At 35.3% G+C, this 25,027-nt stretch carries 24 protein-coding genes and 1 tRNA gene; 1 reads left to right on the top strand and 24 read right to left on the bottom strand.

Going from position 1 to position 25,027, the window contains the following annotated elements:
* Positions 1-107: 107 nt before the first annotated feature.
* From hpt to spoIIE, 6 genes are all read right to left on the bottom strand, one after another.
* Positions 108-665: a hypoxanthine phosphoribosyltransferase gene (gene hpt / locus KM885_RS14190; RefSeq protein WP_244987030.1), complete on the bottom strand. Its 558-nt coding sequence runs from the start codon at positions 663-665 to the stop codon at positions 108-110.
* Between the two features lie 10 nt (positions 666-675).
* Entirely contained in the window at positions 676-2,070 is a 1,395-nt protein-coding gene (tilS, locus tag KM885_RS14185; RefSeq protein WP_047186917.1) for a tRNA lysidine(34) synthetase TilS, read from the bottom strand.
* Positions 2,071-2,151: 81 nt separating this feature from the next.
* A complete protein-coding gene (locus KM885_RS14180; RefSeq protein ID WP_047186916.1) occupies positions 2,152-3,084 on the bottom strand; it encodes a protein kinase domain-containing protein in 933 nt (310 codons plus the stop codon).
* Positions 3,050-3,787, bottom strand: a complete 738-nt coding sequence (locus KM885_RS14175) for a vWA domain-containing protein (protein WP_060668381.1) — start codon at positions 3,785-3,787, stop codon at positions 3,050-3,052. The genes KM885_RS14180 and KM885_RS14175 overlap by 35 nt, the downstream gene beginning before the upstream one ends.
* 92 nt (positions 3,788-3,879) lie before the next feature.
* On the bottom strand, positions 3,880-4,140 hold the full coding sequence (locus tag KM885_RS14170) for a hypothetical protein (protein ID WP_060668382.1): 261 nt from the start codon (positions 4,138-4,140) through the stop codon (positions 3,880-3,882).
* Positions 4,141-4,154: 14 nt separating this feature from the next.
* Entirely contained in the window at positions 4,155-6,608 is a 2,454-nt protein-coding gene (spoIIE, locus tag KM885_RS14165; RefSeq protein ID WP_216884168.1) for a stage II sporulation protein E, read from the bottom strand.
* 387 nt (positions 6,609-6,995) lie between these two features.
* Between spoIIE and KM885_RS14160 the strand changes: the two genes are divergently transcribed.
* Positions 6,996-7,069: transfer RNA gene (locus KM885_RS14160), tRNA-Met, on the top strand.
* 254 nt (positions 7,070-7,323) lie between these two features.
* On the opposite strand, the gene KM885_RS14155 is transcribed toward KM885_RS14160, so the two are convergent.
* From KM885_RS14155 to KM885_RS14070, 18 genes are all read right to left on the bottom strand, one after another.
* Positions 7,324-7,707: a S1 domain-containing RNA-binding protein gene (locus tag KM885_RS14155; protein ID WP_047186912.1), complete on the bottom strand. Its 384-nt coding sequence runs from the start codon at positions 7,705-7,707 to the stop codon at positions 7,324-7,326.
* Positions 7,708-7,817: 110 nt separating this feature from the next.
* Positions 7,818-8,198, bottom strand: coding sequence for an FtsB family cell division protein (locus KM885_RS14150; protein WP_047186911.1), 381 nt, complete (start codon positions 8,196-8,198; stop codon positions 7,818-7,820).
* Between the two features lie 5 nt (positions 8,199-8,203).
* A complete protein-coding gene (gene yabQ, locus KM885_RS14145) occupies positions 8,204-8,803 on the bottom strand; it encodes a spore cortex biosynthesis protein YabQ (protein WP_216884167.1) in 600 nt (199 codons plus the stop codon).
* Complete coding sequence (gene yabP / locus KM885_RS14140; RefSeq protein WP_047186909.1) at positions 8,800-9,102, bottom strand: sporulation protein YabP; 303 nt, start codon at positions 9,100-9,102, stop codon at positions 8,800-8,802. Before yabP ends, yabQ begins: the two co-directional genes overlap by 4 nt.
* Before the next feature lie 113 nt (positions 9,103-9,215).
* Positions 9,216-9,470, bottom strand: coding sequence for an RNA-binding S4 domain-containing protein (locus KM885_RS14135; RefSeq protein ID WP_047186908.1), 255 nt, complete (start codon positions 9,468-9,470; stop codon positions 9,216-9,218).
* 5 nt (positions 9,471-9,475) lie between these two features.
* Positions 9,476-10,924, bottom strand: a complete 1,449-nt coding sequence (yabN, locus tag KM885_RS14130; protein ID WP_216884166.1) for a bifunctional methyltransferase/pyrophosphohydrolase YabN — start codon at positions 10,922-10,924, stop codon at positions 9,476-9,478.
* Positions 10,911-12,509 carry a polysaccharide biosynthesis protein gene (locus KM885_RS14125; RefSeq protein WP_216884165.1) on the bottom strand — a complete coding sequence of 533 codons (1,599 nt, stop codon included), beginning with the start codon at positions 12,507-12,509 and terminating at the stop codon, positions 10,911-10,913. The genes yabN and KM885_RS14125 overlap by 14 nt, the downstream gene beginning before the upstream one ends.
* Positions 12,510-12,723: 214 nt before the next feature.
* Entirely contained in the window at positions 12,724-13,260 is a 537-nt protein-coding gene (spoVT, locus tag KM885_RS14120) for a stage V sporulation protein T (protein ID WP_047186905.1), read from the bottom strand.
* A 133-nt stretch (positions 13,261-13,393) separates the two neighbouring features.
* Positions 13,394-16,915, bottom strand: coding sequence for a transcription-repair coupling factor (gene mfd / locus KM885_RS14115; protein WP_204798307.1), 3,522 nt, complete (start codon positions 16,913-16,915; stop codon positions 13,394-13,396).
* A 124-nt stretch (positions 16,916-17,039) separates the two neighbouring features.
* Positions 17,040-17,270 carry an anti-sigma-F factor Fin gene (locus tag KM885_RS14110; protein WP_047186903.1) on the bottom strand — a complete coding sequence of 77 codons (231 nt, stop codon included), beginning with the start codon at positions 17,268-17,270 and terminating at the stop codon, positions 17,040-17,042.
* A 167-nt stretch (positions 17,271-17,437) separates the two neighbouring features.
* Positions 17,438-18,001 (bottom strand): aminoacyl-tRNA hydrolase, encoded by a 564-nt coding sequence (gene pth, locus KM885_RS14105; protein WP_047186902.1) that lies wholly within the window; start codon positions 17,999-18,001, stop codon positions 17,438-17,440.
* 311 nt (positions 18,002-18,312) lie between these two features.
* On the bottom strand, positions 18,313-18,909 hold the full coding sequence (locus KM885_RS14100; RefSeq protein ID WP_060668389.1) for a 50S ribosomal protein L25/general stress protein Ctc: 597 nt from the start codon (positions 18,907-18,909) through the stop codon (positions 18,313-18,315).
* A gap of 375 nt (positions 18,910-19,284) precedes the next feature.
* A complete protein-coding gene (locus KM885_RS14095) occupies positions 19,285-20,238 on the bottom strand; it encodes a ribose-phosphate diphosphokinase (RefSeq protein WP_047186900.1) in 954 nt (317 codons plus the stop codon).
* Between the two features lie 15 nt (positions 20,239-20,253).
* Complete coding sequence (gene glmU / locus KM885_RS14090; protein ID WP_145523707.1) at positions 20,254-21,633, bottom strand: bifunctional UDP-N-acetylglucosamine diphosphorylase/glucosamine-1-phosphate N-acetyltransferase GlmU; 1,380 nt, start codon at positions 21,631-21,633, stop codon at positions 20,254-20,256.
* 234 nt (positions 21,634-21,867) lie between these two features.
* Complete coding sequence (spoVG, locus tag KM885_RS14085) at positions 21,868-22,158, bottom strand: septation regulator SpoVG (RefSeq protein WP_047186898.1); 291 nt, start codon at positions 22,156-22,158, stop codon at positions 21,868-21,870.
* A 385-nt stretch (positions 22,159-22,543) separates the two neighbouring features.
* Entirely contained in the window at positions 22,544-23,359 is an 816-nt protein-coding gene (gene purR, locus KM885_RS14080; protein WP_047186897.1) for a pur operon repressor, read from the bottom strand.
* A gap of 66 nt (positions 23,360-23,425) precedes the next feature.
* Positions 23,426-24,277, bottom strand: coding sequence for a 4-(cytidine 5'-diphospho)-2-C-methyl-D-erythritol kinase (ispE, locus tag KM885_RS14075; RefSeq protein WP_216884164.1), 852 nt, complete (start codon positions 24,275-24,277; stop codon positions 23,426-23,428).
* 177 nt (positions 24,278-24,454) lie between these two features.
* Positions 24,455-24,637 carry a small, acid-soluble spore protein, alpha/beta type gene (locus KM885_RS14070; RefSeq protein WP_047186896.1) on the bottom strand — a complete coding sequence of 61 codons (183 nt, stop codon included), beginning with the start codon at positions 24,635-24,637 and terminating at the stop codon, positions 24,455-24,457.
* Positions 24,638-25,027 lie beyond the last annotated feature (390 nt).

Here is a 25,027-nt window from a genome sequence, read left to right as displayed (position 1 = left end):
AACTTTATTTACAACTAATTTACCTAAAACATTCAATAAATAATATAGTGAGATTTATTCAGTGAGATCTTTCTTCTATCTCCAATTAGTCAGTAAGACAAATAATCTTATTCTCCACCATATATTTTTGGTTTAAGAACACCTATGTACGGTAAATTACGGTATCTTTCCGCATAATCCAAGCCATAACCAACTACAAACTCATTCGGAACATTAAATCCAACTAAATCTGCTTTTATGTTTGCAGTTCTTCCTTCTGGCTTATCCAATAATGTAACAATTTTAATAGAATTCGCCTTACGATATTTAAATAAATCTACAAGATAGCTTAATGTTAAACCACTATCAATAATATCTTCAATAATGACTAAGTCTCGGCCTTCTACTTTTGTATTTAGGTCTTTAACAATTTTCACTTCTCCGGAAGATTTTGTTTCATTTCCATAACTTGAAACATCCATAAAATCCATTTCAACATGACAGTCCATATTCCTCAAAATATCAGACATAAAAGGTAAGGCACCTTTTAAAACTCCTACTGCCAACGGGAACTTCTCTTTATATTCCTCTGTAAGTTGTTGACCTAATTCTTTGCATTTTAACTTTATTTCCTCCTCCGATATTAAGACCTTTTCAATATCTTCATGAATATAATCGTTTTGCATCCATATCCTCCTAGTAGTTAGCTGCTGTGTATTGTATTTGAATCCATTGCCCTTCCATTTGAGTTGTTTTTGGGTTTCCTTTCTTTAAGCCGATAAGCCATAAAATTTCACCTTTATTATCAACTAAAATGGGCCAACTATTCCGTTTATCAATGGGAATCTTCTCATCGATAAAAATATCCTTTATTTTCTTACTGCCATTTAAACCTGTCCAAGTCATGCGGTCCCCAGGCCTTCTCGTGCGAATATGTAATGGTAACGCAACTTGACTTGAATAAAACCCATGTGTAACTTTATTTTGTTCTTTATTCCTATTAATTTGTGCAGATATTACCGATCCATCAGGTAATGTAACTTCCCCGGGAATAGTTAACAGCTCATGGAAGGAATTATCTTCTTCATTCATTGGACGGGAAAATCGAAAAATTATTTTTTCATATGATTTTTCTACTCTTAATTGTAACGGAAAGTTAATACGGTTATTCGCCTTTTCCGAATATAATAATGAAAAGAATTCTTCCTCATGAATATATGACAAATTAGATGGTAAATCATTATATAGATAGTTTAATATTAGATGAAGCGCACGCCTTTGTAAAGCTTGGGGCTTCGTTTTAAATGTTTGAATTTGAAAGGTTGCTGTATTCCTTTTAGCATTAAATTCCACTACATTTTTTACCATTTCCAATGCCTTCTCCTGAAGGTACTTTTCATCTTCGTAAAGGGTTTCACTTAAATGTTGTATGGTAGTATGTATATTATTATTTTTCTCTTTTATTAATGGAAGAATATATTTTCTAAAATAATTTCGGGTATAGGCAGTATCGAAATTCGTTTCATCAATTCGAGGTTTAATATTCATTTCCTTACAATAGTTTTCAATATCTAATTTGGTTAAACATAAGAACGGACGTATAATCCATCCAGTTGAAAACTCTCGCTTCACAGGGATACCGGAGAAGGCTGTTGATGAGGCGGACCTTGTAAGGCTCATTAGCATCGTTTCAATTTGATCATCTCCATGGTGACCCAATGCTAAATAATCTGCTTGAAAGGTTTCCATTTGACTGGAAAAGAATTCATATCTTAACCTTCGGGCTGCTAACTCTGTACCTAAACGTTCTTTTTCTTTATATGTTTTAACATCTAAAGATCCAGAAACAAATTGGATTTCCCATTTGTTACATGTATCACGGACAAATTCTAAATCTAAAAGTGACTCTTCCCCCCTTAATTGATGGTCAACAGAGATAGCAATCACATTAATTTCCCATCTATTTCGATTACTATGTAGAAAATGGAGCAAGGCCATGGAATCTGCTCCACCAGATACTCCAACTAACACAGTTGCTCCTTTCTTTATTAATTGATGTTGGTTTATAAACTTCAAAACAGATTTTTCCATACGTAAACCCCACTAAATTAGCAAACTATTGATTCTACTTACTATTATATAGAAAAAGGAAGGATATCCTCAACTAAAGTGTCAAAAAATCAAAGACAGAATATAAAATCCAATAGCAACAATCGAGATTCCTCCCATTTCTATGTAGAAAGGAATATTCGATATTTTTTGATTGCCTTTTTTCTTTAACCTACTTTTATTTTGCGATTGATAAACGATTTGAAGAACATCATTTTTCATTTCGGAACTCGTCCTGTATTTTCCTGCAATAGCTTTTTTCAATGGATTACGATAAGGCTGTAATTGTTTAACTTGATCTATCTTTTTGAAGAGAAGTTTCTCGGATTGTGTCGTTCTTTCAAATCTTTGTGGATAATAAAGATGGAGAAAAACCATTACTAAGGAAAATAAATCGTAACTTGGTTCTGCTTTTCTTGTTCCTAATCCCCAGTAACCCCTATCATAAAACTCCGTGTATTCCTTTATTGCTCTTCCTGTTTGAGTTGTCCCTCCAACATCAACCCATCGTATTCTTGTAGGAGATGAAAGAACAATTAAATTATCCAGTTTTAAATCACCAAAAACCCATCCTGATTGATGGAGTTGTTCTAAATCCTCAAGAAGTTGAAGAAGAAACACCCCTATCCAAACATTTCCGTTATTCTTGACGAAAAGGGACAAGGATTCTCCTTTTAAATATTCCATAACATAGAAGGAGTACGTTGTTCCATTTGGTGATACCCAATCATCTACATCCAATAAATAAGGCCCAAGCCTAGTTCCTTGGACCTGACCGAGCGACTTTAATACGTTTACTTCAACAGTCATAGAAGTACCTTTATCACTTATCTTAAGGGCAGCTAATTTTCCACCCGATTCACATAAATAAACAGTACCTATTGCACCCTTCCCAAGCTTTCCTCTTATAAGGTATTGATTTTTATACCACTTTCCTGTAATTTTCGTTCCAGGCTTAAGATCAATACCCGAATTCTTCCACGTCTGCGCTCTCATTTCTTAAGCTCCTTAATAAGCTTTTTTTACTAAACTGGTACATCGCCTCACGTAATGCTGGTCCTGTAGGTGTTATTCCACCACTTGTTAATTTAGGGAAGACTTCTGAAATAGAATTTAATTGTGGTGACCAGTCTAAAATCTTCTGTATATCTTTTCTTTTTCCAGGAAAGCTAAAAATACAAAAACGATTTTTCCCAATTCGGGAATTCAGACTAATAGATAAATCGATTAATGATTCCTTTACCGTAGGAAGCTTGTCATGCATACTTGCACTTGTATCTACTAGTACTACAACCTCTAAATCACTTGATTCTCCCAAATCCTCTACTACTTCCATGATTTCTCCACGTTTTTCCGGATCTATATTCTCTATCGATTGATTGGAGCCTAATATCTGTTTTAACTCTTTATTTACAAATCCCTGTATTGTTTGAGTCATTGCTTGACGCGTAACCATTTGCACGGTTTGAGATAATATTTCTGGATAAACAATTTGGCTCACACCACCACCTGAAAGAGCAATATCTTCTACTTCTTTTAGACCTCCTACATCCTCTGATTGATTATTTTCTAAAATCCCAATCACATTCACCGTTATTCCTTGTTCATAAGCAAGAGCTGCTACCCCAGCAGGATCTTCACCTTTATTGGAGCAACCATCTGTTATAAGTAAAATCTGCTTTAACGTCCCTTTTTTCAAGAAAAAAACCTCCCTTTTCATTCACTAGCATCATCGCCAAGGTAGAGAGGTTTTATACATTCATAAAGCTTCGGTGTGGATGGTCTAGCATTCTAGATTTTCGCATACGGACTCCCTCTCGCACGCGCATCTGTAGTTAAATGTAAATATCGTTTTAGCTCCATTGTTCCGCCCCCACTTAAGAGAGCATTTACATAAATGAAGGTCATTTTCCCAATATTTATATTTGCAATTACTTTATCCTTAATATTAGACATTTGCTTTAATCCCGACTGAATCAATGTTTCTATTTGTTTCGCGCGAATAAAATAAATATAAGCGATTATAAACGTTGTTATTACGTTATTTATCAAATTATTTACACTCCTTATAATGCTTTGGTATTATACATTGGGACTGAAGCCCATTTTGGTTTATTTTTATTTACCTTAGCCACTAATACCGTCATATCGTCATCTATTGTTCCAGATTTTGTTCGAATCACTTCTTCTAACAACAGATCTGCAATTTCCTGTGGATCGTCCGTTGCTATTTCCCTAAGTTTCCTCTTCATCCACATATCGGTATTTTCAACATGCATTGGGCCATCAAATATGCCATCGCTCATCATAATAAGTAGATCCTCTGACATTAGTTGTTCACTTACAATATCCACATCAAAATCTTGTATGATTCCTATTGGTAGATTACTTGCTTCTATTTTAATGACATCCTCCCCTCTTTTGATAAAACTTGGTGTGGATCCAATCTTAAGAAACTGAACAAAAGCATTATGCAAGTCGATAACTGCTAGATCCAATGTTGCAAACATTTCATCAGTAGTCCGCAATGATAGAATAGAATTAATGGACTTAATGGCAACCTTTTCTGGTATTCCAGTCTGTAAAATTTGTTGAAGTAATCTTAGCGTCTCTACACTTTCCTCTCGGGCACGTTTACCATTTCCCATTCCATCACTTATTGCCATCGCATATTTACCTGCTCCCAATTCAATAGTCGTATAACTGTCACCAGATATGAATCCGCCATCTTTTGCAGCATTTGCTGCACCAGTTGTTACTACAAACTCCCTTGCAGATCCAAAAGCTAGATAGCTTGTACCATTGGGAAACGGAGAAATGTCTTCCTGTTTCACTACAACCATTTCACTTAAGATATCGGATAATACAGGAGCAATTAATTTTGGTCCTTCTCCATGATAATTATAGAAGGAAACCTTCATTTCAATATCAACATTTCCCTTTTCTAAAGAATAAATATCGAGTTTCTCCAGTTCAATTCCCATCGCTTTTAATCCTTGGATCATTTGCTCTTCTTGTATTTCGTTATTTTGCCTTTCTTTTAAAATCTCTTTGGCAAAGTCACCCATAACCTCTGAAACACCTTGTAACTGATCCGCAACTAAACGCTTACTTTCCATAACTTGCTGTCTGAGTTTTCGATTCGCTTCAAATAAAGTGATCTCTTCCCGCATGACATCGATGACTTTTTTGGATTTTACACAATGGTTTTCAAACTCCCGTATTACTTTGTGATTAGGAGCATTACCGTCTTCCATATCATCTTTCATTTCTTCCATTAAAGAATATGTTGAATCAAATTCCTTTTGCCAGCACCTGTCTTTCATAAAACATGATTGGCATGTTCTTTCTGTTACCTGGGATAGGAAATAATCGGTTTCCCTCCTTTTCTCTGCTTCATCCACTGCGTAAAGTTCCGTCGTATCAAAACTTTTTGATAATGCGTGAAACACACCTGAAAATTGTTCTACACGTTTAGCGGTTACATTTCGCACCTTTTGTAAATAACGCTCTTGCTCATGTGTATATTCCTCTGTTCCCGGGATATATCTAGAAATCCTATTAGACCAAGAAGCAGGAGTAAGAAAGAATAAGGTAATAGCAATTAATGATTCAATAAGAGAAGGGATTAACTCACTTGAGCTACCATAAATTCCAATCAAGAAGGTACCAACAAGCAAGCCGATAGCTACACCTATTTTTTTTCCTTCTTTTAATAGGCCACCAAGTAATCCCGAAAAGGCTAAAAGACTCATTTGATAGAGATTAGCCACACTTGCTAAAGATAGAATTAATCCAGCTACTACACCAACTGTTGACCCAATCGCCGCACCGCCTACAAAGGCAAACAATAAAACAAAATATCGAGAGAAAACTTGTTCAATAGAAGCACCGTAAATTTCCCAACCTATTGTTCCAGTTAAAATTGAAGCAATAAGAATAATCATGCAAACAATTTCTTCGTTTTTTAAAGTTGATTTATATCTTTTTGGTGATATTAGCGGAATGCTTTGCATAAAGATTAATACTAGTACCGTCCCTAATACTCCTTCAATTGCCAAAAGCACCCATTCATAAGAAGTTAATTGATTTTGGAAAGAATAAAGAAATACTCGAGACAAAATAGTTGATAGAAATACAAATAAAGGCACTAGAATTTGCTGACTCTCTTTATTCTTGAATATGGCTGCTAAAAAGATAAATACCGTCATAGCCATTATTAGGAATAGACTATGTGTGAAAGAATAACTAACAGACCCTACTAGAATAGCAAGCATTGTTGGTAGGGCTTTCGCTCGATCAACGAACCAAATTGTAGCCAAAAATGCAACTGCAAAGGGAGAAACCTCTGTTAAGATAACTGCTCTTCCTAATAGAAAGCCAACTAGAAAAAATAACCAACCTTTTTCAAATAATTGAGACTTACATTTCAATAGTAGTCTTTTACGAAACTTGCCTATCCTTTTATTCTTATCTAAACCAAATCCGCTCGATTCTATTTTTGGGATAGAACTCATCATATAACCACTCCTATCTTTTCTATTAGTAAACCACAATATGTCTTGTTTTTTTGTCAAAACAACGGAGTAAAGTTAAAGATTCGTTCGACTTCTTTCTAAATAATAGGCAAAATCCAACATTCTAGCACAGTCCTAGTAATGTATTGGTTTCACTTGATTCTATCTATACTTCATGAATAATTTAATCATTTATTTTATAATTTATAGACCTTTTTTTATTTCAATCTTTGCCGAATTGTATTCCGACTTGACGAATTAAGTAACATCAGCTTTATTCTCTATCATATTTATACATGTTTTTCATATCATATATTTGAATATTCAATCTATGTATTTTCCATTGACAGGAGTAACGGTATATAGTATTATATTTTTTGTTGGCATTTTGGCGGCGTAGCTCAGCTGGCGAGAGCGTACGGTTCATACCCGTGAGGTCGTGGGTTCGATCCCCTCCGCCGCTATCATAACGAAAGCGCAAGCTTCTAGTTAAGAAATTCCCTAGTACCTGGGCGCTGAAGCTGAACGTAAAAAAACAGCTATCACAATTGTGATAGCTGTTTTTTTGGTAAGAAGATATTTTTAGATGGATAGGTGAGATAAAAACGTTCTTCCTTCTTAAATGAAATTAAGGCATTTTCCCAACTTCACAGTGAGTAAATGCCTTAGTTTCTTAATATATACAAGAGCATTCGCTACAATTCATAGACAGCAACTGCTAGCCTCGCTTAGCACCTCGACCTCCACGTTTGGATTCAGTATGCTTTTTCAAAGAGGCTAAACGATCCTCAGAATCTTTGAGAAAGCGGCTCATTTTAGCTTCAAAGTTCTCTTGGCGTTCTTTCTTTACTTTTGGACGGGCTGGACGGTCTTTTGCTTTCTTAATAGAAAGTCCAATTTTCCCATCCTTTTCGACATTAATGACTTTTACCTCTACTTCGTCCCCAACTTTTAGATGGTCGTTAATGTCTTTTACATAATTGTCGGCAACCTCACTAATATGAACAAGACCTGTTTTACCTTCTTCAAGTTCAACAAATGCACCAAAATTAGTGATTCCAGTTACCTTTCCTTGCAGCTTGCTGCCTACTTCGATTGACATAAAAAAAATGCTCCTCCTTAAAAGATTAGATAAAATGATACTTCAGTTATGGGGTTTCACACCCCTATACTTGAAGTTCACTTATAGTATATTAATCAAATGAAAAAGTGTCAATATGATGGTTCTTCATCTGGGATAGTAAAGATCAATTCCCCTTCTTTAGATAAGAAGTAATTTGTTCTGGCAATATCCAAAACGTAATCCTCATTGTTAAGCAATTCAATTTCCTCTTTTAAATTCTTTTCCGATTGCTTTAATTCCTTTAGCTCTTTTTCTAACTGCTCATATTGTTCCACTTTCTCAGCATAGATTGCACGCTGTTTCATATGGTATCCAGCTATGCAACCAAATATAATTAACGTAGTTACTGCAAATAAGACTAACCTACGAACTAACCGTTGTTTCTTTCTTTTCTGTCTTTCTTTGTAAGTGTTATATTGCTCCATATAGCTTGAATCAATTTTAGCAACGGTAGTTTTACGAGAAGACAAAGCTTCTACCTCCCCATTGACTTTAGTGTATTAAGCCATTTTACTAATATATTCTTTATTTTACTATAAAATCCTGCAATTTGCTTTAAAAAGTTTTTAAAACTATTTGGCAGTATAGAATAAGTGGCTTTTAAAATCCATCCTATTGGAGTAAGTAGAAGCTTTAAAATAAATAAGATAATTTTCCATATGACACGAACAACACCTAAAATGACCGTGACCAATAAAGTAAAAATCCATATGATTGGTTGGACGATAAGAGCTTGTACCACTCTTTTGCAAAAGAGATAAATATTAGTTACGATTCGAATCATATGCTCTAATACTTTTTTATATATAGTTGCTGCAAATACTTGGTACATAGCAAACCCTAATAAGCAGGCAATAAAAATATAGAACCTAATTTCACCTGAATTGACCAGAAATAGAATATAGAATAATATGGCGGTTTGGGTTAACCAAAAGCAAATTTCCATCAAGTAGGCTAAAACTACTTTACGCTTCCAGTATGGAGTAAATCGACGAAAGGTATCAAGGGCTATTCCTAAGTAAAAGCCACTTAGAACCATGGAAACCATGGTCATAAACTGAACACTAATCGTCATCTAAATAACTTGCTAAAGAACCCTTTAGCTTTCTCCTGCCCCTGATCATCTACATAGGAAAGCTCATAAATTTTACCCTTAATCGTCACAACCCCTTCCCCGACATCAAGGTTTTTCAATTGCAAATTTTGGCCGCGTACGATTAAATATCCCATTACTGTTTCCAGTAAGAACTCTTCATTGTCAAAACTATCGACTTCTTTAACCCCAGTTATTTCTAAATCTCTTCTTTGATTTAATTTTAAAAAGTGATCAGTTTGTACACGTGTCACGTTTTCCTTATTCTCATAATAATTCATAATAAAACGCCCTCCTTATCACTATTAATTTATGAAAGGAGGGACAAGTATAGAACTAGTCTTTTGCTTTATTCTTATTCATAAATGCATTCTTGATCATCTTAGGAAGTCACTTAAATTTTCTCTTCCTTCACTAATGTATAAAGAGTCTCTGCTTCATCTTTCTTTACTGTTTCTCGAATATCATTTATCTTAAATGTGACTATCTTTTGTCCAAATTGAATGGTCAATTCATCGCCTATAGATAAAATAGAGGAGGCCTTTGCCTGATTTCCGTTTATTTTTATCCTCCCTTGTTCTGCAACTTCCTTCGCTAGAGTACGTCGCTTAATAATTCTTGATACTTTTAAAAATTTATCCAACCGCATCCCTATCACTCTCTTTCCTTCGCTTGATCCCAATATTGATCCATCCATTCCAATGATGCCTGTCCTATATCCACACCATCAGCCTTTAATTTTTCCTCTATATAAGTAAATCGAGAAGTAAACTTTTGATTCGTTCTTTCTAATGCTATTTCAGGATTAATTTGATAAAATCTTGTTAAGTTAGCGAGAACAAATAGAACATCACCAAATTCCTTCTCCATTTCTTCCCTGTCATTTTTTGCAATTACCTCTTTAACTTCCTTTATTTCCTCATCGAGTTTTGCCCATATATCGGATACCTGATCCCAATCAAATCCTACTTTCGCAGCCTTTTTCTGTATTTTGTATGCCTTCAATAAAGCAGGTAATGGTTTAGGAACACCATCTAAAGTGGATTTCCGTTTTTCTCCCTTTTCCTGTTTCTTTAGTTCTTCCCAATTTTTCGTAACCTCTTCTGAAGAGTCTACTAACACATTGCCAAACACATGAGGATGGCGGAAAATCATTTTATTCGTAACTCCACGAATCACATCGTCTATCGTAAAATACCCATCATCTTCCCCTATTTGGCTATGTAACATAACGTGCATAAAAATATCGCCTAGTTCCTCAATGATTCCTTCATCATCTTGATTATCAATAGCTTCGATTAATTCATATATTTCCTCAATGGAATGTTCTTTTAATGACTCATGCGTCTGCTCACGATCCCAAGGGCAACCATCAGGGGCCCTTAATTTTCTCATAACCTCTCTAAAATTATCAAAAGTATGATTTAATAGATGATTTGGCACTGGTGCAACATAAACACTCGTCAAGTTACTTATCTCTACTTGGTGGTCTAACTCTACTAGTGGTACCGTTCTAATTACTTCCTTTTCACTACCTGCCGCTTCTATAATGGTGACCTCATGATCAGGTGGTAAATCCTCTAATAGAGCAAGCTTTACATCTGATGCAATAAATTGATCATATACTTGGCAGAAAATTACATGCCCACGATACGAAATTTCACTTCTTTCAAATGAGGTACCATCTAAAAATTGAAACCCTTCAATTGGGTCAATCCTTAATGCAGTAAAAAGGGCATCTAAATAACTTTGACCTCCATCGACATTTACATCTACCTCATCTTGCTCCAATAATAATTGAACCGTCCTCTCGGCTAGCATTGGATGGCCCGGAACAGTATAAACGATATTAGTTGATTCTTTTGCAGATTCAGTCAAAGTAGAAACTATTCGTTTATACACTTCTTCAAATGTTTCCTCTTCTTCATATAGATAATCAAAGGATTGGAAATCTACTCCTTCTTCCTTTAACACCTTAATAACAGGATGGTCCAATGTCCGGGTGTATATGACTCCATCCATATTTTTCAGCCTTTTATATATTCCAAATGGGAGCTGGTTGATGTCCCCAGAGCCTAATCCCAGCACGTCAATTTTTGCCATTATGTTTCCCTCCTTTATATATACGAATAAACCATGACGCTTTAGGCAACAAACTTAATTGTCTTTCCGATAGTGCCTTTCCTCTTATCAACATATATAAAAAAATACTCGCACCTATTACAACAACAACCATGACATAAAGGAATAAATGAAATCGATTTTCAAGAAAATGATCCTGTATGAATAAATTGGCAGCAATAAGAAAGATGATCATCGATAACGATGATTTTATGAGTGTTATCCACTTTATACTCTTTAGAAAATGTAACTCTGGTAAATTTCGTTCTATGTCCATTAAAACAACGACTAGTAATCCTAATAAACTAATTACCGTTGCAACAGATCCACCAATAAGCCCAAATAACGGAACAAGCCAAAGGTTTAATAACCCCTTTAAGATAAACATGATAACGATAAGGCTTGCTGTACGTTTAATATACCCTAAACCTTGTAATATAGATGACGCCGTAATTGCCAAGGAACTTAAGAAAAGCGACATAACAAGTATTTGTAAAGCAAATGTTTCTTTACCATCTTTAAACAATAAAATATTAATTTCTGGTAGTATTACAATCAAACCAATCATTGCAGCAAAAGCTAAATAAAAACTAAAAAGCAATGCACTCCGTATGTAAAAGTAAAATTCGCCCTTCTGATGTTGTAATTTTTCTTTTGAAATAGATGGAATGAGTGCTAATGCAAAGGATGATCCTAATACAGTTCCTATTTGAATTAACGGTTGACCTCTATCAAATACTCCTTTTACCTCCATTGCTTCGGTTGTAGTTAAACCAAAATCCACCAATCCCGAGACTAATGTTAAGGAATCTGCAAATTGAATGACTAATAAAGTCATATGATTTAAGGTTGCAACTACACCAAATATTAAAAGTGTTTTTACATAAAAACTCCATGAAATAGGATGTGAGCTCAAGGATATAGGTTTTTTGAAAAAGAGAAAAATAAAAAGGATAATAATAGCTATTATTGCCCCTGCCAGAGAAGCAATTACCGCTGCATTTCCAATTATGTAAATATCAAATACTTGATTTGCAATAAGTATTGCAGCCATGATGATGAAAAATACACGAATGAGTTGTTCTCCTATTTGGGAATACGCAGTAGGTTTCATATATAAATTCCCTTGGAAAACACCTCGCAGTAAAGCAGTAAAAGGAACTAGTAAAAAGGTAAATGAAGCAAATTGATAAGTGGAAGCTAGATTAGGGTCACCTATCAAATTAGATAATGGATGAGCAAAAAGAAATAAAAATACAAAAAAAACACCATTTACAATAAACAAAATGGAAAATATGGGAATATAGAAACTTGTAAAGGATAGTCTTTTTCCTTCCTTTTTTATTTCTATTATTATTTTGGATATAGCTTGAGGAAATCCATATAAAGATAACATCATTGCAATGCCCAAAAAAGGATACACCTGCTGATAAATATAAAATCCAACATCCCCTGTTAAGTTTTGCAATGGTATGCGGTATCCGGCACTTAATATTTTACTAATTAATCCAGCTAAAGTTAAGAGTAGCGCTCCCTTAACTAGCTGATTAGATTTATTTTCTTCCATTTGTGTATAACCTCAGGTAATTATTAGCTCTATTGTTCATATTTCCATTTTAATTATAGCACAGTTACCTTTATCATTTATTTATTAAATTAGTAGACCGAACATTTGACTTACTTATATCTTAGTTGCACTTATTCAGGCAAGGGGAATTTTTATAATTTCACTGCTAAAAATAAGCAAAAACCAGATTAAGCTGATTTTTGCTCATTTTGCTCTACTCCATTTGCCTTGCTAAAAAGCTTGAAGCAGTTTCTGCTGACTTCTGTTCTACATTGGTAAGCTTGTTTCCTTCTTTTGTAAATAGGAGTACACAACCAATCGGGTCACCATTCGCTATAATAGGATTTACACAATAAGAGTCTATTTCTTGTTCATGCCCATCTAAGATTTCTAAACTTTTTACTTCTGTTTCAAATACCTTTGTACGGTTTTCAATTATCTTTGTTATTTCGGAGCTAATAATCTTATTTAAGTAATCTTTCTTAGACTCACCAGAAACCGCAATAACTTCATCACGGTCACAAATGAGTACTGGAACTTGTAATGAATCAAATAGTGCTTCAGCATATTCCTTAGCAAAGTGCCCCAATTCATTAATTGGTGAATATTTTTTCAGTATAACCTCGCCTTCTCGGTCGACGAAAATCTCTAATGGATCACCTTCACGAATCCGTAAAGTTCTTCTAATCTCTTTAGGAATTACCACCCTTCCTAAATCATCAATTCGACGAACGATACCTGTTGCTTTCATTTGAGTAGCCTCACTTTCTATGATGATTACAATTACTTCCGTTTGTAAAATATGTTCGGGATGTTCTATAACCACCAGGTGTGATTTTAGTATAAGACAACTCAATAAGAACTATACATTACCTACCAATTTTTTAGCCATTTCTATCCACTGTATTTAATTTTTTTATGAATTCCTCAACTATTTTATATCTTTCCTTTGTTTTATCCGTATATTTAACGGTAATCTTAAGCTTATTATTTTCCGTTCCTAATTGGACATTTCGGCCAAACTGATTTGCTAGTTCAAATAATTTTGACCCGTCAATTGCTTGACTTCTATCTTCACTTACGAGTAGTGTAATTTTATTATTTTTTTCTGAGATAGATTCTACTTTTTCCTTCTTAGAATGCATCTTTAGTGCGGAAACGATAAATAGATTTTCTACTTCTATTGGGTAATCCCCGTAGCGATCAACTAATTCTTCTTTTAATTCACTTATTTCCTCACCTGTCTCCAAGGTATTGAAATGTTTATATATCTCGATTTTTTGCCTTTCATCATTTATATACTCATCTGGTATATACGCATCTAATTTAAGGGAAAGCTCAGGTTCGAATGGCTTAATGTTCTCTTCGTCTTTTCCTGCTTTTCGAGCTTCAATTGCTTCTTTCAACATTTGGGAATACAGATCAAATCCAACAGAATCAATAAATCCATGTTGTTGTGAGCCAAGTAAGTTCCCTGTGCCACGAATTGATAAATCACGCATTGCAATCTTGAACCCGGAACCCAATTCAGTAAATTCCTTTATTGCTTGAAGTCTCTTTTCTGCAACTTCCGTTAATACCTTATCTTTCTGATACGTAAAATATGCATATGCCACACGATTAGATCTACCAACTCGGCCTCGTAATTGGTAAAGCTGACTTAAGCCCATGCGGTCCGCGTTACTTATAATTAGTGTATTTACATTAGGGATATCCACCCCTGTTTCAATAATCGTGGTACTTACAAGAACATCATATTCCCCTTCTAAAAAGCTAACAATAACATTTTCTAATTCTGTTTCTGTCATTCTCCCGTGAGCAACACCAACTCTTGCTTCCGGTACTAGCATTCCTAAATCTCTAGCTATTTTATCAATATTCTCCACTCGATTATATAAGAAGAAGATTTGCCCGCCACGAGCCATTTCCCTCTCAATTGCTTCCCTTACCAATATCGGGTTATATTCCACTACATAGGTTTGAATAGGGAAGCGGTTTTCCGGTGGCGTTTCAATAACAGAAAGGTCTCGAACCCCAAGCATGGACATATGCAATGTCCTTGGAATTGGAGTGGCTGTCAGTGTTAGAACATCTACATTTGATTTTATTTGTTTAATCTTTTCCTTGTGTTTTACCCCAAAACGCTGCTCTTCATCCACTATTAACAGACCTAAGTCTCGGAATTCAACATCTTTAGATAATACTCGATGTGTGCCAATAACAATATCTATCGTACCCTTTTTCATTCCGTTAATGGTCTCGGTTTGTTGTTTTCTTGTACGGAACCTGCTTAGTAAACCTATGTTAATTGGATATCCCTGGAAACGCTCTCTGATCGTTTCATAATGTTGTTGTGCTAAGATGGTCGTTGGCACTAAAATGGCCACTTGTTTTCCATCCATAATGGCTTTAAAAGCCGCACGTATGGCAACTTCCGTTTTCCCGTAACCTACGTCCCCACATAACAAACGATCCATTGGACGATCTTTTTCCATGTCTTGTTTAATTTCTGCTATACATCTTAACTGATCTTCTGTTTCTTGGTATGGAAAGGAAGCTTCAAACTCCCGTTGCATTTCGGTATCTTTTGAAAAGGCATAACCTTTTCTCGATTCTCTTTCTGCATAAAGCTTAATTAAATCATCCGCTATATCTTCCACACTTGACTGGACTTTTCTCTTTACTTTTGTCCACTCTGTACCACCAAGCTTATAAAGCTTTGGTTCCTTCCCTTCTGCCCCGACATATTTTTGTACAAGGTCGATCTGATCGATTGGGACATATAACTTATCATCACCGGAATAACGAATAAGCATAAAATCTTTGTGAAGGTTGTTTAATTTTAATGTTTCAATTCCTAAGTATTTACCAACCCCATGATTTGCGTGAACAACATAATCTCCAACTTTTAATTCTTGGTAACTTTTTATTCTTTCCGCATTAGAAACCTTTTGCTGTCTTCTAGCTCGTTTTACACGTTTTTTAAATAACTCATTCTCTGTTATAAATACTAGTTTATGCATTGGCAGTTCAATACCACCACTAATATTCCCAACTGTAATCGTTGGCTTTTCTACTGGAAGTTTCAATTCCTTTGTAACAACTGCATCTATATCATAATCCGTTAAAATAGAGTGGATTTTTTCTGCTCGTTGTTCATCTGGAGCAAGTATAACAACTGAAAACTCCCCTTTTTCCCAACGAACTAATTCATTCTTAAATAAATGCATTTGCCCATGAAACTCTTGCATAACCCTGGAAGATAGGTTAACAATGTTCTGTGGGTTTGTATTTGGAATATGGCGTAAAAATACAGACATGTACAATCGTTGCTGTGACATATTGTCCATAACAGTTTGCCAATCATATGAAAATCTACTATTCTGAACCATTTTACCTGATTCTAATAAGCTTGAGTACCATTCCGCTTCTTCTGTATCCAAGTTCACCGCTGTTTCTTGTACCCTACTCATCTCATCTAAAATAACTAAACCATCTTTAGTAAGGTAATCTAATAAACTAGCAGGTTCATCATAAAAATAGCCAATATATTTATACATTTCCTGAAACCGCTCAATATTCTTTAATCTACTAATGTCCTCTTCCATCGTCTCAATTAGATGCTCTTTAACTTCTGACTTTTTCATTTTTTTCAAGGAGATAGCTAAGGCATCTTCTAATTTACCTGAGGCGGCCATAATATCCTCGTCTGTTAATAGTAATTCTGAAACAGGCTTTATAATGATTTCATCAAGTTTGGATAAAGAACGCTGTGTTTCCGCATCAAAGAAACGTATGGAGTCAATTTCCTCATCAAATAATTCAATCCGAATGGGGTTTTCCTCCGTTAGAGGATAGATATCGATAATTCCTCCACGTTTACTAAATTCACCTGGGGTTGTTACCATTGATGCCCTTTCATAACCCATATCGATCAAAAATGTAAGATATTTTTCTATATCTATTTCCTTGCCTAATGTAAAAGTTAGTTGATATTTATTCCAATAATTTGGTGGGGGCAATATACGCTTTAAAGCGGCTACAGGAGCAATTAAAATCCCTGACTTATTTTTCGTCCACTCTGTTAATGCCTCAATTCGCTGACTTCTTAGTTCTGGGCTTGAAAATGCGATTTCAGAAGCGATTAATTCATTAACAGGATATAAATGAACATTTTCTTCCCCTACAAATACGACCAAATCATCGTATAAGCTTTGCGCATGTACAAGTTGGTGTGTAACTAATAAAACTGGTTTTGTAATAGATTGGTTAATAACAGAAACTAGCATACTTCTTGCGGAACCAGATAAACCAGCAACTAGCTGTTCGTTCATACCACTTGTAATTCCGTTAATAACGGATTGTATGTCTTCTTGTGATTGTAAATATTGTTTAATTCCTTTCATCATATACCCCCGCTTATCGTACGTGTTCAAAAAGGAGGATGAATCCTCCTTTTGAACAACCTCTTATATTGCAATTAAGCGCAAAAATGCCTTGGTCTATAACCAAAGCTGTTCTTGCATTCTTTTATTGTATAAAGAAATCAAGCTCGTGATACTGTGGATTTTCTCCTAGTGTTTCTTGACAACTCTCACAAATCGTTCGTACAAGGATATCTCCATTATCACGATATTGTATCATCTCTTGTTTTTCCTCTGCAGATAATTGATTAAACCCTAATAAGGAAGTATCTATCATTTGATTATCCAGCCTACCAATCTCTAGTCCACAATGTCTGCAATTATAGACAATTGACAAAGAAACTCCTCCTCAAATATCAAATTCCTTATTAAAGAAGTTTAACCTAATTGCATCATAATATACATGTACAGACCGTTGTGGATGCTGAAATGTCTAGCTCCAGCGCTAAAGCCGTAGCGAGACTTCCTTCACCTCTGTGCGATAAGTCTTGCGCTTTTCTTTTATTAATTGTTGTATGTGTTCATTACTTCCAAAAATGGTTTGCCTTTTAGCCATTCTTCACAAGCATCGGCAGATTTATGAATACTTGCCTTAATGGCTTCCTCATCTTCCTTTGGAAATTCTCCAAGTACAAAATCTACAACAGGTATATTGAATTTCGGTCTTCCAATACCTACACGAATTCGCTTGAAGTCTTTTGTCCCTAAGTGATCAATTGTATTCCTTACACCATTGTGTCCACCATGACCACCCTTTTGACGTAATCTAATTTTTCCAGGAGAAAGATCAAGATCATCGTAAATGACGATTATGTTTTCAAGTTCCATATTGTAAAAGTCCATCATGGCTCGTATCGATTCACCTGAAAGATTCATAAATGTTTCGGGCTTTAGGAGAACTACCTTTTCTCCTTCAAAGTGCTCTACGCAAAAGTTTCCCTTAAATTTTGATTTATTTAAATTCCAATTATAACGATTCGCCAACTCATCTATAACCATGAAACCAACATTATGTCTCGTCTTTTCATATTTTTTCCCTGGGTTACCTAAACCTACAATACATTTCATTTTTTCCCTATTTCCTTTTTTTAGTTTTTTTCTATTTAAAAATAGCATTTCACTAACTTACCTCATTATATTGGGAAATTTGATTAGAAAACTTGGCGTTCTCCAAGCTTTTGGGTGAATGCCTTCGTTGTACTTATACAAATTTTTACGGTGGGCGAGTAATCAGACCCTAGACGGGAAAAATCTTTATACTTTCCTACCTGCGAAAAAATACAATAACCCCTCCTATAAGAATGGTTATTCCGATTCTTGAAGGAGGGTTATCGTTACAAAATAATATATTATATTTATTTATTCTTACATATCAAGCTTCATTCTTCGTCTGATTCTTGAGCTTCCACTTCTTCAGCATGCTCTTCTGATACTTCATTATCAGGAGCCAATACACTTGCAACAGTTGTCTCAGGATCCTCTAATAATTCAAAATCACCCGATACAGGTATGTTAGATACTGTGATTGTATCACCGATTTCAAGTCCGGATGCATCAACAGTAATTTCTTCTGGGATATCATTAGGTTTCGCTCGTACCTGTAATTCGAATAAAGGTTGTTGTAGAATACCTTGCTTCGGCTCTCCCTCTAATCGTAAAGGAACTGTAACATCAATTGCTTGAGACATATCCGCCATATAAAAGTCAACGTGAATTAATTCACCTTTTAATGGATTCACTTGATATTCATGAAACATCACATCTACTTTGTCCCCAGAATCAATATCTAAAGATAAAACAGCATTTCTTCCTTCACTACGAATTACCTTTATTAGTTCCACTTCATCAACAGATATGGTTTGAGGATCCTTCTCTTTTCCATATACAATACCTGGAACTTGTCCATTTTCTCTAAGAATTTTATTTTGAGATTTTGTTAAGATTTCTCGCTTTGATGCTTTTAATGACACTGACATATTATCCATCCTCCAAAATTTTTTTCGAAATCAAACATACATTAAGAAAAGCATAGACGCCCGGTTAGCAACGTACAAACTGGAGCACTTCGCAATGAGATAAAGGAAACACGGTGAGCTGGAAGCGAACCGATGTTGACTTATCGTAGTGAAGAAGTGTGAAGTTTGCTAGTTGCTGGGCGATGACGCTAGACATTAAAAATACGTATTCCATCTTTCTTAAACCTTGGATATTCTAAGTGATTATATTGCCAATACATTTATTCCCTTATCTAAGCAAGTCTAAACATTTTAAAATGTATAAAGAAGAGTTCCCCAGAAGCTTAAGGTGGGATAAAATTCCCTTCCTATACAAGTGTACCTAATAACGAATATTTAATCAAAGAGAATACTAACAGATTGTAGTTCATGAACACGAATAATCGCTTCTCCAATAAGTGGTGCTACAGATAATTTAGTTATATTCTCAATTTCTTTTTCCGGTGGTAGTGGGATACTATTCGTAACTACCAATTCTTTAATTTGTGAATTCCGAATTCGCTCAATTGCTGGACCTGATAACACAGGATGTGTACAACAAGCATAAACTTCCTTAGCACCGTGTTCAATTAATGCATTTGAAGCCAATGTAATCGTACCTGCTGTATCTATTATATCATCTATTAAAATTGCCGTCTTCCCTTCGATGTTCCCTATGATGTTCATCACTTCTGCTACATTTGGGCGAGGTCTGCGTTTATCAATGATTCCAATTGGCGCCTTTAGGCGATCAGCCATTTTACGTGCACGAGTAACTCCACCATGGTCTGGTGATACTACAATCACGTCATCTAACCCTTTAGACTCAAAATAATTAGAAAGGATTGGAACCCCTTGTAAATGATCAATTGGAATATCGAAGAATCCTTGGATTTGTGGAGCATGCAGGTCTAATGATATAACACGATCAGCTCCTGCTGTTTCAATTAAGTTTGCAACTAATTTTGCCGCTATTGGTTCGCGTGCACGAGCTTTTCGATCCTGTCTTGCATAACCATAATAAGGCATTACAATATTAATTGATTTAGCGGATGCTCGTTTTAAAGCATCTATCATAATTAACAATTCCATTAAATGTTGATTAACTGGGGCACAAGTCGATTGAATAACGTAAACATCACAGCCACGAACACTTTCTTCAATATTGATTTGTACTTCCCCATCACTAAACTTTGAAACAGTACATTTCCCCAAAGATACTCCTATATGATCAGCTATTTCTTGTGCTAATTTAGGATTAGAATTTAGTGATAATACCTTCAAGGAACCATCGGTATAATTAGATGACATGAATTAGAACCTCCGTTAATCTCTTTTTCTATTTTTTAGTTTTGATGCATAGCCTTCTTTATTCGTTTGTCTTGCCCGAGCAACAGATAGTGCCTCAGTTGGGACATCTTTTGTAATGGTAGAACCTGCAGCTACATAGGAACCTTTTCCAATGGTTACTGGTGCTATTAAATTAGAGTTACAACCAATAAAAGAATCATCTTCTATAGTAGTTAAATATTTATTCACTCCATCATAGTTCACTGTAATTGTACCACAACCTATATTAACATTGCTTCCTACTTGTGCATCTCCGACATAACTTAAATGAGAAGCTTTACTTCCTTCCCCCACGACAGATTTCTTAATTTCTACAAAATTACCAACCTTAGCACCATGTCCAATGGTTGAATCTGGACGGATATGTGCAAACGGACCAATGTTAACACGGTTACCAATCTTACTATCACTAGCAACACTATGTCTTATAACCGTAGATTCTCCTACTTCACAATTAATTATTTCACTATTAGGGCCAATTTCAGCATTTTCTTTTATAATGGATGCACCTTTAATGATCGTACCCGGATATATAACAACATCAGGTTCAATCATCACTTCGGGGTGAATGTACGTGTTTTCTGGGTCAATAATGGATACGCCATTTCTCATATGTTTTTCATTAATTCTTTGTTTCATAGTTTTTTCCGCCCTAGCTAAAGCAACACGATCATTAACTCCGAGTGTTTCATTAAAATTATCCGTCATAAATGCAGTAACTTTCTTTGAATTATTTCGTAATATTTCAATAACGTCTGGTAAATAATACTCACCTTGTGCGTTATCATTGGATACTTCTTTCAGGGCTTGAAACAAAGCCTGATTATCAAAACAGTATGTACCTGTATTAATTTCAGTAACTTGGAGTTCCGCCTCATTTGCATCCTTATGTTCAACGATTCGTTCCACTTCGCTTACCGCATTACGAATCACTCTTCCATATCCAGTAGCGTCATCCGCCTTAGCTGTCAAGATGGTAGCACTTGCACCCTCTTCTTCATGATGTTTAATTAGAGCCTCATATGTACCATTTGTGATTAATGGAGTATCTCCACAAACAACAATAGTTGTTCCCTCTTTATCCTGTAATAATGATTTTGCCTGAATAACAGCATGACCTGTTCCTAGTTGTTCTTCTTGAATGACAAATTTGCTTTGGTTTCCGATTACATCTTTCACCATTTCTGCACCAAAGCCAACAATTGTAACTGTTTCATCTAAATTTAGGGGAGTTAATTGGTCAATTACATGTTGAACCATTGGACGCCCCATTACAGGATGTAAAACTTTATAAAGCTTAGACTTCATTCTTGTACCTTGACCAGCTGCTAAAATCACAGCATACCGATTCGTCATAAGGATACCTCCAATTATTACTATTTTCCATAATAAAATATATCCTAAACAAGTTCTGATTTCAACATATTGATAATATGTATATCATTAGATATTTACTATTTTGCCCAATTTCTGGATATGGTTACCAATTTATGTAAATGTTGTCTTGTGGGGGGAATATTTTGGGGATTTTTAGTAAATAAAAAGAAGGTCAACCTTACTTAAAAGATTTGACCCCTTTTATTGATCATTTTAGGAAGCTCCCGCTTCTTCATATTCAACTTCAGCCTCACCCACACGGTGGTATTCTTCTAACACTGCGTCTTGAATCTTTGCACGTGTTCCAGAATTAATTGGATGTGCTATATCCCGGAATTCGCCGTCTGGAGTTCTCTTTGAAGGCATAGCAACAAATAAGCCATTATTACCGTCAATAACACGGATATCGTGCACGACAAATTCCTGATCTAATGTAATAGATGCAATTGCACGCATTCTGCCCTCTGTGTTTACGCGGCGCAATCTTACGTCGGTTACTTCCATGATGTCTCACCACCTTTTCCCTTTAACTTACTAAACTTATTCAACAAAATTAATTAAATTCCTGCTAAAAATAGAAAAAAGATTATTTATTTTTCAAAATATCCTCTCTCCACTTTTAGAAAACTTGGCATTCAGCAAGCATTTGGGCGGTTGTCTTAATTGCATTTATGCAAATCTTTACGGCGGGATGGGTAAAATTGGAGTTCCAGATGGGAAGGATTTTTTTACTTTCCTGCCTGTCAAAAAAAAGGAGCCAAAAGTCTTTAATATTTAAGACTTTTTGGCTCCCTTAATATGTAATAGGCAGAAAGGTTTAGAGACTTTCTCCCTACACTTAAAGCATCCATAAAAAACATGACGAATACCTTTAATCAAACTACTACCATTATACTAAAGAAATATTACCATTCTGAACATCAATCGTTTTATGTAATAGATCTACATTAGATATTTTTATCAAAGAAGTATATTCCGTAACAATTCTTTCTTCTTCATCGTCATCAGCTTCCGCTAAGACTCCAATGGCTTGTACTTTTGCATCAAATTCTTCTAATAAGCTGATCATACCATTTATCGTGCCACCAGCTTTCATAAAATCATCAATAATACAAACATTGCTTCCTTCCTTCAAGCTTCTCTTTGGTAGCACCATTGTTTGTATTTTTTTTGATGATCCAGATACGTAGTTAATACTTACTGAAGATCCTTCCGTTACTTTCGGATCCCTTCGTACAATCACAACTGGCACATTTAGGAAAGAAGCAACAGAATATGCCAAAGGAATTCCTTTAGTAGCTACTGTTACTACTACATCTATGTCCAATTTTGAGAAACACGATGCAAAAACACGTCCAATTTCTCGCACTTGTTTAGGATCTCCTAAAATATCGCTCATATAAAGATACCCACCTGGCAGAATACGACTAGGATCCTCTAGTTCATGACATAGTTTCTCAATAAATTGTTTGTTTCTGCTTGACGAAACCTCTGGGATATACTTAACTCCGCCTCCAGCCCCTGTTGTCCGTTCAAGATACCCTAGTTGTTGGTTTTTTAGGACATGCTCAATGATATCTAAATCTTCACTTACAGAAGACTTTGTAGTATCACATAGATTCACGAAGAAAGGTAATTGAGTATGTTTTCTTGGGTTTTCCAAAAAATACTCTGTTAAAATAACTAATCGGTTACTCCTTTTCATTACTACACCTCAGAGCCGTATATTTATATCTTAATATACCACCTTTATACGCATTTTAGCAAACACTCAGCCTAATATCCGAACTAAATAAACTTCAGCGCAGAACCCGCGCATTCCATTATAAATTCTTCGAGCCTTATTCTCTTGTTTAACCAATCCATATACAGTAGGTCCACTTCCACTCATTAGTACCCCATTCGCTCCCATACTCTTCATCGCTCGTCTTATTTGAAATACCTCTGGGTGCATAGAGGAAGTAATTGGCTCTAATGAATTCCCTATATAGTTACACAGTTTATGAAAATCACCTTCAGATAATGCCTCTAGTACTTTAACTGTATTAGGGTGATACAATTCATCCGTATCAATTCGATTAAAGACCTTCCAGGTAGATACCCCAATATTTGGCTTTGCCAAGATTACCCAACATGGCGGGGGGGATGTTAATCTTTCAATTTTTTCCCCATATCCTCTAGCAATAGCCGTTTTTCCATAAATGCAGAATGGTACATCTGCACCTAATGTTGCTCCTAAATTCGCCAATTCTTCCATTGGGACATTTAAATCCCATAACCGATTAAGACCCCTTAATACCGCTGCTGCATCCGTACTACCTCCACCAAGTCCTGCTGATACAGGTATACTTTTCTTTATACAAATATGAACACCCTTTTGGATTCCATATTTATTTTTAAATGCTTGTGCAGCTTTATATGCTAAATTTCGCTCATCATCAGGGACATATCTACTTTCAATTGATATTTCTATTTTATCTTCACGAAGAGGCTTTAATTCAATACGATCGGATAAATCAATGGTCGTCATAACCATCTCCACATCGTGAAGGCCATCTTCTCTTTTCCGCAATACATCTAGCGATAAGTTTATTTTTGCTGGCGCCCTTTCAATCAGTGCCATCCTGTCACCTACTTGTACCATCAAAAGATAAACAAATTGTACCATATTCAAATATAAGTGGCGAGAAATTATCAAGATCAATAGCGGAGGCTTCCTTACAGGTTAGAAACGTCGAATGTATTTTTCACCGAGCTTTTTGAATAACCTCTTTAAGAAAGGAAAAAAGGCAATCCAATATTATGAATTGCCTTTTTCAGTCATACTTTGTTGGGCAATTTCAACTGCCCTTTTTACCATATTACCGGCTTCTCTAGAGGTAATACCTCCCCAACCTTCTCGTTGTACAGTGTCGTAAAATCCTAACTCTTTGGCAATCTCTTCCTTCATTTGGTTTGACATCATTCCATTACGTCTTCCCATGAAAGAACAACCCCTTTCAAGTTTGTTCACGACATTTTCAGTTTATGTATTTAAACAATAAACACTCTCGGAAATTTATGTAAACGAGGTCATTAAATATCATGGAAACGTTGATTACTTTAAGGGTGTTTACACAAACCATTAGAAAATTAGGCATTCGCCGTTTCTTGGGACGAATGCCTAGTTGCACTTATACAAATCTTTACGGTGGGACGAATAATCGGAGCTCAGAAAGAAAGGGTCTTTATACTCTCAAAAAAAAGAAAAAAAACAGTAGACGTATGGCTGTCCACTGTTTTACTTTTAAATAATGGGTTGTACAATAAATGACGTTGGTGGGAAAAACTCACCTACGTCATTTTTGTGTTTATAAATAGAAAACAAGTGAGA

The organism is Oceanobacillus caeni (assembly GCF_019037185.1).
Classification (GTDB): domain Bacteria; phylum Bacillota; class Bacilli; order Bacillales; family Amphibacillaceae; genus Oceanobacillus; species Oceanobacillus caeni.
Note: the sequence above shows the minus strand (reverse complement) of the source record. Positions and strands in the feature narration are given on the sequence as shown.